At 68.8% G+C, this 12437-nt stretch carries 13 protein-coding genes; 7 read left to right on the top strand and 6 right to left on the bottom strand.

All coding sequences use genetic code 11. From position 1 onward, the window contains the following. Nucleotides 1-160 precede the first annotated feature (160 nt). Nucleotides 161-862: a class I SAM-dependent methyltransferase gene (locus F624_RS0108520; protein WP_019573869.1), complete on the bottom strand. Its 702-nt coding sequence runs from the start codon at nucleotides 860-862 to the stop codon at nucleotides 161-163. A gap of 96 nt (nucleotides 863-958) precedes the next feature. Between F624_RS0108520 and F624_RS0108515 the strand changes: the two genes are divergently transcribed. The 4 genes from F624_RS0108515 to F624_RS0108500 all read left to right on the top strand — a co-directional run bounded on the left by F624_RS0108515 (nucleotide 959) and on the right by F624_RS0108500 (nucleotide 3396). Then, nucleotides 959-2176, top strand: coding sequence for an MBL fold metallo-hydrolase (locus tag F624_RS0108515; protein ID WP_019573868.1), 1218 nt, complete (start codon nucleotides 959-961; stop codon nucleotides 2174-2176). 91 nt (nucleotides 2177-2267) lie between these two features. Further along, a complete protein-coding gene (locus F624_RS0108510) occupies nucleotides 2268-2744 on the top strand; it encodes an FKBP-type peptidyl-prolyl cis-trans isomerase (protein ID WP_019573867.1) in 477 nt (158 codons plus the stop codon). Between the two features lie 12 nt (nucleotides 2745-2756). Then, the gene (locus tag F624_RS0108505; protein WP_019573866.1) at nucleotides 2757-3158 is read left to right on the top strand and encodes an SUI1 family translation initiation factor; all 402 of its coding nucleotides are present in this window, start codon (nucleotides 2757-2759) and stop codon (nucleotides 3156-3158) included. Nucleotides 3159-3171: 13 nt separating this feature from the next. Then, nucleotides 3172-3396, top strand: a complete 225-nt coding sequence (locus F624_RS0108500) for a DUF3820 family protein (protein ID WP_031254511.1) — start codon at nucleotides 3172-3174, stop codon at nucleotides 3394-3396. 5 nt (nucleotides 3397-3401) lie between these two features. On the opposite strand, the gene F624_RS33355 is transcribed toward F624_RS0108500, so the two are convergent. From F624_RS33355 to tkt, 5 genes are all read right to left on the bottom strand, one after another. Continuing rightward, nucleotides 3402-4586 carry a GGDEF domain-containing protein gene (locus F624_RS33355; RefSeq protein WP_157443377.1) on the bottom strand — a complete coding sequence of 395 codons (1185 nt, stop codon included), beginning with the start codon at nucleotides 4584-4586 and terminating at the stop codon, nucleotides 3402-3404. A 137-nt stretch (nucleotides 4587-4723) separates the two neighbouring features. Further along, the gene (locus tag F624_RS0108490) at nucleotides 4724-5149 is read right to left on the bottom strand and encodes a hypothetical protein (protein ID WP_019573863.1); all 426 of its coding nucleotides are present in this window, start codon (nucleotides 5147-5149) and stop codon (nucleotides 4724-4726) included. Between the two features lie 2 nt (nucleotides 5150-5151). Beyond that, complete coding sequence (locus F624_RS0108485) at nucleotides 5152-6297, bottom strand: branched-chain amino acid ABC transporter substrate-binding protein (RefSeq protein WP_031254508.1); 1146 nt, start codon at nucleotides 6295-6297, stop codon at nucleotides 5152-5154. Between the two features lie 172 nt (nucleotides 6298-6469). Then, a complete protein-coding gene (gene gap / locus F624_RS0108480) occupies nucleotides 6470-7468 on the bottom strand; it encodes a type I glyceraldehyde-3-phosphate dehydrogenase (protein WP_019573861.1) in 999 nt (332 codons plus the stop codon). Nucleotides 7469-7550: 82 nt separating this feature from the next. Beyond that, complete coding sequence (tkt, locus tag F624_RS0108475) at nucleotides 7551-9614, bottom strand: transketolase (protein ID WP_019573860.1); 2064 nt, start codon at nucleotides 9612-9614, stop codon at nucleotides 7551-7553. Nucleotides 9615-9752: 138 nt separating this feature from the next. Here tkt and F624_RS0108470 point away from each other — a divergent pair, with 138 nt between their 5' ends. The 3 genes from F624_RS0108470 to F624_RS0108460 are packed head-to-tail and all read left to right on the top strand — an operon-like array spanning nucleotide 9753 to nucleotide 12415. Continuing rightward, nucleotides 9753-10154, top strand: a complete 402-nt coding sequence (locus tag F624_RS0108470; RefSeq protein WP_019573859.1) for an S-adenosylmethionine decarboxylase family protein — start codon at nucleotides 9753-9755, stop codon at nucleotides 10152-10154. 16 nt (nucleotides 10155-10170) lie between these two features. After that, entirely contained in the window at nucleotides 10171-10965 is a 795-nt protein-coding gene (locus F624_RS0108465) for a nucleotidyltransferase family protein (RefSeq protein WP_019573858.1), read from the top strand. A 40-nt stretch (nucleotides 10966-11005) separates the two neighbouring features. After that, the gene (locus F624_RS0108460) at nucleotides 11006-12415 is read left to right on the top strand and encodes an aminopeptidase P N-terminal domain-containing protein (RefSeq protein WP_019573857.1); all 1410 of its coding nucleotides are present in this window, start codon (nucleotides 11006-11008) and stop codon (nucleotides 12413-12415) included. The last annotated feature ends 22 nt before the right edge of the window (nucleotides 12416-12437 follow it).

The following is a 12437-nucleotide window of genomic DNA, read 5'->3' as shown; positions in this document are numbered from 1 at the left end:
CCCTCACTTCGTGTGGTCGCTGCCCCCCGAGGGGGCCCAGCCCGCCTGGGGGCGGCCCGGCGGCGGGCTGGACTGTGAGCCCCCACGCTCCCTCACTTCGTGTGGTCGCTGCCCCCCGAGGAGGCCCAGCCCACCTTGGGGCGGCCCGGCGGCGGGCTGTTCAGGTTTGGCGTTGGTAGGTGAGCAGGCGGCCTTTGTAGGCGGCCTGGGCGGGGCGGGCGGGGTGGTCCAGGCGTTCTTCGGTTCTGGAGAAGCCTTGCTCGGCCATCTGTTTGTTGAAGGCGGGGCGGTTGCCGCGGTCGGGGTCGACGATCCAGACCTGGGCCGAGGCGCTGGCGTGCTCGCCGATGAAATGGGCCAGGTCGGCGTGGGTGTCGCGCTCGTACAGCAGGTCGCTGCCCACGATGAGGTCGAACAGGCCCTCGACCGACTCACGCGGCGTTCGCGCGGGTTCGCCGGGCAGGGCCTCGGGGGCGCCCCAGTGGCCGTGGCGGTACTTCAGGGGCAGCAGGTCGTTGAGGCGCAGGTTCTCGCGCAGAAAGCCGCCCGTCAGGGGGTGGCAGTCGCTGGCGGTCACGTCGGAGCCGCGGCGATGCGCCACCAGGCTGGCCAGCGCCAGGCCGCAGCCGATCTCCAGGATGCGCTCGCCGGGGCACAGCACGCGGCTGCCCATGCGGGCGGCCAGCTCGGCGCCCGAGGGCCACAGCAGGCCGAACAGGGGCCAGGTGGCCGAGGAAATGCCCAGGTGTTCGGCTTCGCCATCGGGGTCGGAGAACTGCTGGTGGTCCAGCAGGGATCGGATGATGAGGTCGTCAACGCCCGCAACGGCGATGCTCTCTTGCTTGGTGGCGTAGCCGGGCATCGTCGTGGCCCGGTCGGCTTGAATGACCTGGGCTGGGGCAGAAAGAAGAGGGCCATTATGCGCCCCACCCTTGGCAGGCCCCCAGGGGCGGCCAAAATGCGGCCCATGCCCATGCCCATGCCCATGCCCAAGCCCTTCGACGTCGGGTGCAGCCCGCGCCCCAAGCACCTTGCCCGCTCCTGGCCAGCCCGCATGGCCCTCACCCTGGCCCTGGCAGCGCTGCTGGCGGGCTGCAGCAGCCCCCCGGCCAGTGACGCCCCCAGCGGCCCGCACCGCAACGCCCAGGGCTTTCGCAACCCCAGCGGCGTGCAGGTCGAAAAGCCCCTGGGCGACCTGCTGCGCTGGCAGTGGGAGAAATGGCGTGCCGGCCTGCCCCCGGCGGCCGGCCAGGCCACGCCCCAGCTGGCACCAGACCTGGCCTTTTTGCACCGCAATGCGGGTGCGGGTGCCCAGATGCAACCCACGCTCACCTGGATCGGCCACGCCAGCACCCTGGTGCAGGCCAGCGGCCTGAACGTGCTGACCGACCCGATGTTCTCGCAGCGCGCTTTCATGGTGCAGTGGCTCGGGCCACAGCGCCAGCAGCCCCCGGGCCTGACGCTGGCCCAGCTGCCCCACATCGATGTGGTGCTGATCTCGCACAACCACTACGACCACCTGGACCGCGCCAGCGTGCAGGCCCTGGCCGCGCAAGCCGGTGGCTCGCCCCTGTTCCTGGTGCCGCTGGGCCTGAAGGCCTGGATGCAGGAGCAGGGCATCACCCGGGTGGAAGAGCTGGACTGGTGGCAGGAGCGCCGGGTGGCCGGGGTGGACTTTGCGCTCACCCCGGTGCAGCACTGGTCGGCGCGCGGCCTGAGCGACCACAACCATTCACTGTGGGGCGGCTGGGCGGTGCTGGGGCCGGATTTTCACTGGTACTTCAGCGGCGACACCGGCTACAGCGCCGATTTCGTGGCCACCCGCGAGCGCCTGGCGGCGCGCCAGGGCCCGGCCCAGGGCGGGGGCTTCGACCTGGCCCTGATCGCCATCGGCGCCTACGCGCCGCGCTGGTTCATGAAAGAGCAGCACGTGGACCCCGACGAGGCCGTGCAGGTGCACCTGGACCTGGGCGCCAAGCGCAGCGTGGGCGTGCACTGGGGCACCTTCTTGCTCAGCGACGAGGCGCTGGACCAGCCGCCCAAGGACCTGGCGCGGGCGCGCCAGGCCCGCGGCCTGGGCGAGGCCGACTTCGGCGTCATGGCCCTGGGCGAGACCCGACACCTGCCCCAACGTCTGCCCCAACGTCCGCCCCAGAGCACCCCCAGCGCCCCCTGAGCCCCGCAGGCCTCCGTGCGGCCATCCGGACGGATGAGCCCGCAGTGCGCGACAATGCGGGCCTTGTTTTTTCCGCCCACAAAGGCCGCGCATGAAGATCGATAAAGACACCGTCGTCACCCTGCAATTCAAGGTGGCCAATGCCCAGGGGCTGCTGATCGAGCAGAGCAAGACCCCCATGGTCTACCTGCATGGCGGCTACGACAACACGCTGCCCAAAATCGAAGAGGCGCTGCAAGGCCAGGAGGCCGGCTACAAGGTGCTGCTGAAGCTGCAGCCCGAAGACGCCTTCGGCCTGCGCGACGAAAGCCTGGTGCGCGTGATCCCCAAGGCCGAGTTCCCGCCCGGCGTGAAGGTGGGTGGCCAGTTGGAAGGCCGCAACGACCAGGGCCAGCCGCAGATCTACCACGTGGTGAAGATCAAGGGCCCGCAGGTGCACCTGGATGGCAACCACCCCCTGGCCGGCCAGGCCCTGCAGTTCACCCTGCACGTGACGGACGTGCGGGCCGCCAGCGAAGAAGAGATTGCCCACCGCCACGTGCACGGCGAGCACGGCCACCACCACTGAAGCTGCGCGCCCATGAAGAAGAACGGACTGGCCGACCTGGCCCAGTTGGCCAGCCTGGGGGGCCTGGTGACCACGCCGGCGGCCGAACGCAACTGCCCCGGCTGCGGCCAGCCCCTGGACCAGTGCCGCTGCGAGGCCCTGGCCCAGGAACGCGCCCAGAAGGCGGCCTTGAAAGGGGCGGCTGTGCGGGTGTGGCTCGAAACCAAGGGCCGGCGCGGCAAGGGCGTGACGGTGGTGAAGGGCCTGCCACTGGACGCCGCCGCCCTGGAGGCCCTGGCCAAGCAGCTCAAGGCGGCCTGCGGCTCGGGCGGCACGGCCAAGGATGGCGACATCGAGATCCAGGGCGACCACCGCGACACGGTGCTGGCCGCCCTGCTCAAGCAGGGTTACGCGGCCAAACGGGCCGGTGGCTGAGCCCGCCCGCAGCATGAAACCCGAAGACCTGCAACGCCTGGTGACAACGGAGATGCCCTTCGGCAAGCACAAGGGCACGCTGCTGGCCGACCTGCCGGGCCACTACCTGAACTGGTTTGCCCGCGAGGGCTTCCCCAAGGGCGATATCGGGCGCTTGCTGGCCCTGATGCACGAGATCGACCACAACGGCCTGTCGGAGCTGCTGCGCCCGTTGCGGGCCGGCCAGCCCCCACGCTGAAGTACTCAGCCGCCCGGATGCGGGCTACGCGCCAGCCCGCGCTGGGCCTTGAGCAAGGCCTTTTCGGCGTACATGCGCAGGTCGGCCGCCTTGACCAGGTCGCCCGGCTGGGTGGCGTCCTGGGGCCAGCAGGCCAGCCCCAGGCTGACTTCGATGTCGACGCTGCTCCCGCTGGCCAGTCGCAGCGGGCCATTGACGGTCTGGCGCAGGCGTTGCACCGCCTGCTCTCCCGTGCTGAGCGAGGACAGGTCGTGGATCAGGATCACAAACTCATCGCCCCCCAGGCGGGCCACGAAGTCGCCGCCGCGGGCAAACTCGCGCAGGCGCCGCGCCACCTCGATCAGCACCGCGTCACCCGCATCGTGGCCCAGGTGGTCATTGACCTGCTTGAAGCCATTGAGGTCGGCCATCACCAGGCCGAAAGACTGCTGGCTGCGCTGCCAGCGCGCCACCTCGCGGTCCAGGGTTTCGTCGAAATAACGCCGGTTGGGCAGGTCGGTGAGAGCGTCTTCGCGGGCCAGCGCCAGCACCCGGCTTTGCGCCTGCTGGTAGCAGGCCAGGCTGATGCTGTAGGTCCAGCCGACGATGAACAGCACCAGCATCAGGTACAGCACGCCCTGAAAAGGGTGCTCCTGGATGCTCGGGTCATCGGGGGCCAGGCAGGCCAGCACCCAGCGCGTGGCCATGGCCGCCGCCATCAGCAGCAGAAAAAAGCCGGCCACCCGGTGCACCAGGCGCTCCTCCGGGCGGCTGTGGCGGCACATCACCCAGGCCGACAGGCCCAGCAGCAGCACGCTGACGGCATCATGGATCTGGTAGCGCAGCACCGCATGCGCATGGTGGAGCACCGCCGACAACAAGGCCGCCGGCGCCAACAGCAGCAGGGCGCGGGGCCAGTGATCAGCCGCGGGGTGACCTCGAAAACGCAGGCAGCCCTGCAACAGCAGCATCAAGGTGATCAGGCCAGCCGCGTGGTTGACGATCAGCGCCTGCGAAAAAGACCAACCCGCCCCCAGCGCCATCGGGATGGCCAGAAAGCCCAGCGACATCGTGGCCGAAGAGGCCATCCACCAGCGCAGGCCGGGTACCTGGCGGTTGATGCGCCAAATCGTGTACATGACCAGCAAGGTCACCTGGGCCACCATCGAAACGACCACCGACAAAGTCTCGCGGTCCAACATCCATCGCATCTGAGCTTGCGCTTTCCGGGGCGCTCTGGGCCCCATCCGCCCGGGTTCCACAACCCGGGTCTGCGTCTCCCATTGTCGACCTGAGCACAAGCTCCGGCTTGATCTTGATCAAGCCCAAAACCGAGGCAGAAATCGCCTCAACAAGCCAGGGATTCGAAGAAGGGCAAGCCCCCTGCATCGCAACTCAGCCCCTGACCTTGCCAGGCCCAGAGTTCGCCCCGGCGGCCCCACAGGCGCAGGCTCACCGGGCCCTCCAGACGCGCCGGCAAGGGCAACTGCCGCAGGCGCTGGCCCTGCCACAGCAGCTCGCCATCGAGCAAGGCGCCCAAAGGCAGTGCGGCCTCCGAAACACCCTGCGCAGGGGCGGGCCACAGGTCGAGCAGCAGGCCCCGCACATGGCCCTGCCGAGGGCGCTCCCCCGGGCGCTCGGCAGGGGCGACGACCGCCGCTGCTGACCAGCGCAGTTGCAGCCCCGCCACCCCGTTGGGGCCGGGCCACCGCTGCACCCCGGCCAGCTCGGAGTCGGCGAAATGCAGGCTCAGGGCCACAGAGGGCGGGCCCATGCTCAGTTCAGCGGGGTGCGCACACCGTCGCGGTAGCCGTACAGGGTGACGGCCGGCTGGGTCAGCTCGCCCTTGGCGGTGAAGGCGATCTGGCCGGTCACGCCGTGGCGGTTGGTCTTGGCCAGGGCCGGCAGGTAGACCTTGGGATCGGTCGAGCTGGCGCTCTTCATGGCGTCGATCAGCACCAGGGTGGCGTCGTAGGCGTAGGGGCTGTAGATCTGGAACTGGCCGGGGAAGCGGGCGTCATAGCGCTTCTTCCACTCGGGGCCGCCCTGCATCTTGGCCACCGAGGCGCCCCCGGTGGCACAGGTCACGCCGGCCAGCGGCGCCGCCTTGGCCGACAGCTCGGCCAGCTTCTCGGTGCACAGCGCGTCGCCGCCGAACAGCTTCACCTCGCCCAGGCCCAGTTGTTCCATCTGGCGCAGCATGGGGCCGGCCTGGGCGTCCAGGCCGCCGTAGAAGATGGCGTCGGGCTTCTTGGACTTGATGGCCGTGAGGATGGCCATGAAGTCGGTGGCCTTGTCGTTGGTGAACTCTTCGCCCACCACGGTGATGCCTTTTTGCAGGGCCGTGGCCTTGAACACGCCGGCCACGCCCTGGCCGTAGGCGGTGCGGTCGTCGATGATGGCCACGCGCTTGACCTTGAGCGCATCGGCCGCGTAATAGGCCAGCGCGGCGCCCAGGGCGTTGTCGTTGGCAATCAGGCGGAAGGTGGTCTTGTAGCCGGGCTTGGTCAGGTCGGGGTTGGAGGCCGAGGCGGTGATGTTGGGCAGATCGCACTTGGCGTAGATCACCGCGGCCGGGATCGAGGTGCCCGACTGCAGGTGGCCGACCACGCCAGCCACCTTGGCGTCGCACATCTTCTGGGCCACGGCCGTGGCCTGGCGCGGGTCGCCGGCGTCGTCTTCGGCGGCGATCTCGAAGCGAACCTTCTTGCCACCGATCACGGGGTTCTGGGCATTGGCTTCTTCGATGGCCAGACGCACACCGTTCTCGGTGTCCTTGCCGATGTGGGCAATGCCGCCCGAGACGGGGCCGGCGTGGCCGATCTTGACGACCTGCACGTCCTGGGCCGAGGCCGATGTGCCCAGGGCCAGCACCGCGGCGAGGGCCAAGGTGGAGCGGATGAATCGCGCTTGAGTTTTCATGAAAAGTTTCCCTTGTGCGGCTGCAGACTTCAGGCCACGGAGCGGAGCAGCCACCTCCGATCCCGGCCGCCCGTGGGCGTGACACTGCACAGGGTCCATGCAGCGCGGCACGCGGGGGCAGATTCCAAAAACAAAACGCGCCCAAAGGCGCGTTTTGCAGAGTCAACGAGACTTACTTGGCGACAACACGCACCATTTCGAGGCACTTGTTCGAGTAGCCCCATTCGTTGTCGTACCAGCTCACGACCTTCACGAAGGTGCTGTCCAGGGCGATGCCGGCTTCGGCGTCGAACACAGAGGTGCACGATTCGCCACGGAAGTCGGTGGCCACCACCTTGTCTTCGGTGTAGCCCAGCACGCCCTTCAGAGCGCCTTGCGACTGGGCCTTCATTTCGGCGCAGATCTCGGCGTAGGAGGCAGCGCTGTTGAGTTCCACGGTCAGGTCCACCACCGACACGTCGGAGGTGGGCACGCGGAAGGACATGCCGGTCAGCTTCTTGTTGAGCTCAGGAATCACCACGCCCACGGCCTTGGCGGCACCGGTGCTGCTGGGGATGATGTTTTCCAGGATGCCGCGACCGCCGCGCCAGTCCTTGTTGCTCGGGCCGTCCACGGTCTTTTGCGTGGCGGTGGCGGCGTGCACGGTGGTCATCAGGCCGCGCTTGATGCCCCACTTGTCGTTCAGCACCTTGGCCACGGGGGCCAGGCAGTTGGTGGTGCACGATGCGTTGGAGACGATGGCCTGGCCGGCGTAGGTCTGGTGGTTCACGCCGTAGACGAACATCGGGGTGTCGTCCTTGGACGGGGCCGACAGGATGACCTTCTTGGCGCCAGCGGCCAGGTGCTTCTCGGCGGTTTCCTTGGTCAGGAACAGGCCGGTGGATTCGATCACCACGTCGGCGCCCACTTCGTTCCACTTCAGGTTGGCCGGATCGCGCTCTGCCGTCAGGCGGATCTTCTTGCCATTGACCACCAAGGTGTTGCCCTCGACGGCGATGTCACCCTTGAAACGGCCGTGCACGCTGTCGTACTTCAGCATGTACGCCAGGTAGTCGGGCTCGAGCAGGTCGTTGATGCCCACGATCTCGATGTCGGAGAAGTTCTGCACCGCAGCGCGAAACACCATGCGGCCGATGCGGCCGAAGCCGTTGATGCCAACCTTGATAGCCATGTCAGTCTCTTTCCTGGAGTTAAAAAATAACAAGGGGCGGCCGGCGTCGGGCGCCGGCTCGTTTTGATTTGCTTCGTGTGGGTTACTTCTTCTTGGCCTTGCCCAGCGCCACCAGCACGGTGTCGGTGACGTTTTCAGCGGTGAAGCCGAAGTGCTTGAACAGCACCGGGGCCGGGGCCGATTCGCCATAGGTGTCGATGCCCACCACGGCGGCCACGCCGTACTTCCACCAGCCATCGGTGCTGCCCATCTCGACCGCCACGCGGGGCAGGCCGGCCGGCAAGACCGACTTCTTGTAGGCCAGGGTCTGGCGATCGAAGGTGGTGGTGCTGGGCATGGAGACCACGCGCACATAGACCTTCTTCTCGGCCAGCAGCTTCTGGGCGGCCAGCGCCAGTTGCACCTCAGAGCCGGTGGCGATGATCACACCCTGGGGCTTGCGCTTGATGCCGATGTCGGCCGGCTCGCTCAGGATGTAGGCACCGCGGCTGATCTCGCCCAGGTCTTTCTTGGGCGAGTAGGGCAGGTTCTGGCGCGACAGCAGCAGGGCGGTCGGGCGGTTCTTGTTTTCCAGGGCCACGGCCCAGGCGATGGTGGTTTCAGCCGTGTCGGCCGGGCGCCACACATCGAGGTTGGGGATCAGGCGCAGGCTGGCGGCGTGTTCGATCGACTGGTGGGTCGGGCCGTCTTCGCCCAGACCGATGGAGTCGTGGGTGAACACATGGATCACGCGCTGCTTCATCAGCGCCGCCATGCGAATGGCGTTGCGGCTGTAGTCGCTGAAGGTCAGGAAGGTGCCGCCGTAGGGGATGAAACCACCGTGCAGGGCCAGGCCGTTCATGATGGCGGCCATGCCGAACTCGCGCACGCCGTAGTTGATGTGGCGGCCACCCACCAGCTGGCCATCGGCCGCAGCGGTCTGCACCACATCGCCGGCGGCGTCAAAGCGCAGGTTGGGCGTGCTCTTGGTGTTGGTGAGGTTGGAGCCAGTCAGGTCGGCCGAGCCCCCCAGCAGCTCGGGCAGAGCAGCGGTGAAGGCTTCCAGGGCCAGTTGGCTGGCCTTGCGGCTGGCCACGGTCTCGGCTTTGGTGTGGGCGGCGATGGCGGCATCGACGGCCACCTGGGCAAAGTTCTTCGGCAGCTCGCCGGCCATGCGGCGCAGCAGCTCGGCGGCCAGCGCCGGGTGGGCGGCCTGGTAGGCGGCGAAGCGGGTGTTCCATTCGGCTTCAGCGGCAGCGCCACGGGCCTTGGCGTCCCAGGCGGCGTACACATCGGCCGGGATCTCGAAGGGGGCGTGCGGCCAGCCCAGGGCTTCGCGGGTCAGGGCGATCTCTTCGGCGCCCAGGGGTTCGCCGTGGGCCTTGGAGGTGTTGGCGCGGTTGGGCGAGCCCTTGCCGATGGCGGTCTTGCAGATGATCAGGGTAGGGGCCGCGTTCTGGCCCTTGGCCTGGGCGATGGCCTGCGACACGGCGTCCACGTCGTGGCCGTCCACCGGGCCGATCACATTCCAGCCATAGGCCTGGAAGCGTTGGGCGGTGTTGTCGATGAACCAGGGCGCGACCTGGCCGTCGATGGAGATGCCGTTGTCGTCGTACAGGGCGATCAGCTTGCCCAGCTTCCAGGCACCGGCCAGGGCGGCCGCTTCGTGGCTGATGCCTTCCATCAGGCAGCCGTCGCCCATGAAGACGTAGGTGTGGTGGTCGACCACGGCGTGGCCGTCGCGGTTGAACTCCTTGGCCAGCAGCTTCTCGGCCAGCGCAAAGCCCACGGCATTGGTGATGCCCTGGCCCAGCGGGCCGGTGGTGGTTTCCACGCCGGGGGTGATGCCCACTTCGGGGTGGCCGGCGGTCTTGCTGTGCAGCTTGCGGAAGTTCTTCAGCTCTTCGATCGGCAGCGGGTAGCCGGTGAGGTGCAGCAGCGCGTAGATCAGCATCGAGCCGTGGCCGTTGGACAGCACGAAGCGGTCACGGTCCAGCCACTGGGGCTGACTCGGGTTGTGCTTGAGGTGCTGGCCCCACAGGGCCACCGCCATGTCGGCCATGCCCATGGGGGCACCCGGGTGACCGGAGTTGGCGAGTTGAACGGCGTCCATGGCCAACGCGCGGATCGCGTTTGCCATATCTTGTTGTTGCTGGGTGTTGGCCATCGGGAGAAGCTCCGGATTGGAGGGTCTGGGGGAAACCCCGCATTTTACCGGTCGCGCCCGACCCAGGTCGCGAAGCCCACTTTCAGGGCCGCCATCCGGCGCATTCAGCCCCTGACTTGCACTAAAGTGGAGCCTCTTATGCTTGGCCTCCACCTGACCGCTGATTTGCACGACTGCCGCTGTGCGCCGCACTGGCTGCAAGACGCGCCAGCGCTGGGCCAGGCCTGCCTGGAGGCCGTGGCCGCCAGTGGCCTGCAGGCGGTCAGCCAGCTGGTGCACCCCTTCCCGGCCGGCCCCAACGGCCCCGGCGGCGTGACCGCCACCGTGCTGCTGGCCGAATCGCATCTGTGCGTGCACACCTGGCCCGAACTGGGCGCCGTGACCCTCGACGTGTACGTGTGCAATGTGGGGGCCGACCACGCGCCCCAGGCGCGTGCCCTGCAGGCCCGATTGCTGGCGCTGTTCCAGCCCGGGCGCCAGCGCCTGCAAGAGCTGCAGCGTGGCAGCCTGATCGAAGCGGCCCAACCCCTTGCGGCCTGATGCCCCGGCCTGATCCATGAACCCCACGCCAGACGCCCTCATGCAAGACACCCCGGCCATGCTGCTGGCCGCCGGCCGTGGCGAGCGCATGCGCCCGCTCACCGACCGGCACCCCAAGCCGCTGCTGGCGGTGCAGGGCCGCCCGCTGCTGCAGTGGCAGCTGGAGGCGCTGGCCCGAGACGGCTGCCGTCGCGTGCTGATCAACACCGCCTGGCTGGGCCAGCAGATTCAAGACCATTTCGGCCCGCAGTTCCCCACCACGCAGGGCCCGCTGACCCTGAGCTATTCCGACGAGGCCGCCGACTTTGGCGGCGCGCTGGAGACCGCCGGCGGCATTGCCCGCGCGCTGCCCCGCCTGGGCGAGGTGTTCTGGCTGGCCGCGGGCGATGTGTTTGCCCCCGACTTCGTGTTCGACCCGCAGGCCCTGGCCCAGTTTCGCGCCGGCACGGCCCTGGCCCACCTGTGGCTGGTGCCCAACCCGGCGCACAACCCGCGCGGCGACTTCGGCCTGAGCCCCGAAGGCCTGGCCCTGAACCTGAGCGCCGACCAGCCCGGCCCGCGCCACACCTACAGCACCATCGGGCTGTACCGCGCCGAGCTGTTCACGACCCCCTGGTGCGACATCGCCGCCGGCAACCCGCAGGGGCAGGCCGCCGCGCTGGCACCGCTGCTGCGCCGCGCCATGGATGCCGGCCGCGTGACGGCCAGCCTGTACACCGGGCGCTGGACCGACGTGGGCACGCCCGAACGCCTGGCCCAATTGAACGAGCACCAGAACGTGCCCCTGAACGAGCCCCAGAACGCGGCCTGATCCGCCCCACCCCAGCCCACACCGCCGCTGAAAGCCCGCCATGTCCGACCTCCCCACCCTCGCCCCCACCCCCTTGAGCGTCTACGCCGAACGCCGCGCCCGCGTGGCCCAGGCCATCGGGCCCAACGGCATCGCCATCGTGCCCACCGCGCCCGAGCGCCAGCGCAACCGCGACAGCGATTTCCTGTACCGGCACGACAGCTACTTCTACTACCTGACGGGCTTCACCGAGGCCAACGCCTGGCTCGTCATCACCGGCGACGGCCACAGCACGCTGTGGTGCAACCCCAAGGACCTGGAGCGCGAGATCTGGGACGGCTACCGCCTGGGCCCTGATGCGGCCCCCGCGGCCCTGGGTGTGGACACGGCCTGGCCGGTGACCGAGCTGGACACCCGCCTGCCAAAGCTGCTGGAAAACCGCGATGTGGTGCACTACCCCTTCGCCACCCACAAGGGCCTGGAAACCCGGGTCGACGGCTGGCTGGGCCAGGTGCGCGCCCGGGTGCGCTTCGGCGCCCTGTGCCCGGCCATGCAGCGCGACCTGTGCGGCGTGCTTGACGAGATGCGCCTGATCAAGGATGAGTACGAGCTGACCATCATGCGCCGGGCCGCCCAGATCAGCGCCGGCGCCCATGTGCGCGCCATGCAGCTCAGCGCCAGCCGCCTGCGCGCCGGCCAGGAGGTGCGCGAATACCACCTGGACGCCGAGCTGCTGCACGAGTTCCGCCGCCATGGCTCGCAGTACCCGGCCTACAGCTCCATCGTGGCCGCCGGGGCCAATGCCTGCGTGCTGCACTACCGCGCCGACACCGCACCGGTGCGCGACGGCGAGCTGGTGCTGATCGATGCCGGCTGCGAACTCGACAGCTACGCCAGCGACATCACCCGCACCTTCCCGGCCAATGGCCGCTTCAGCGGCCCCCAGCGCGCCCTGTACGACCTGGTGCTGGCCTCGCAGGACGCGGCCGTGGCCGCCACCCGTGCCGGCGCCCGCTTCAACGACCCTCACGACGCCACCGTGGCGGTGCTGGCGCAAGGCCTGCTTGACCTGGGCCTGCTCGACCGCAACACCGTGGGCAGCGTGCAGGATGTGATCGAGAACCGCAGCTACTTTCCGTTCTACATGCACCGCACCAGCCATTGGCTGGGCATGGATGTGCACGACTGCGGCAGCTACGTGGAGCCCACCGAGCTGGGCGAAGCCAGCTTGCGGCGTGACCCGCTGTCGGGCGAGACCATCACCAACCGGCCCAGCCGCATCCTGCACCCGGGCATGGTGCTGACCCTCGAGCCCGGCCTGTATGTGCGCCCGGCCCCGGGCGTGCCCGAGGCCTTCCACCACATCGGCATCCGCATCGAAGACGATGCCGTGGTCACGGCGCAAGGCTGCGAACTGATCACCCGCGACGTGCCCGTGCACGCCGACGAGATCGAAGCGCTGATGCGCTGATGGCCGGATGAAGCAGACCGCC

The organism is Curvibacter lanceolatus ATCC 14669 (genome assembly GCF_000381265.1).
In the GTDB taxonomy this organism is placed as follows: Bacteria; Pseudomonadota; Gammaproteobacteria; order Burkholderiales; family Burkholderiaceae_C; genus Curvibacter; species Curvibacter lanceolatus.
The sequence above is the reverse complement of the archived record's forward strand: the minus strand, read 5'-3'. Positions and strand labels throughout refer to the sequence as shown.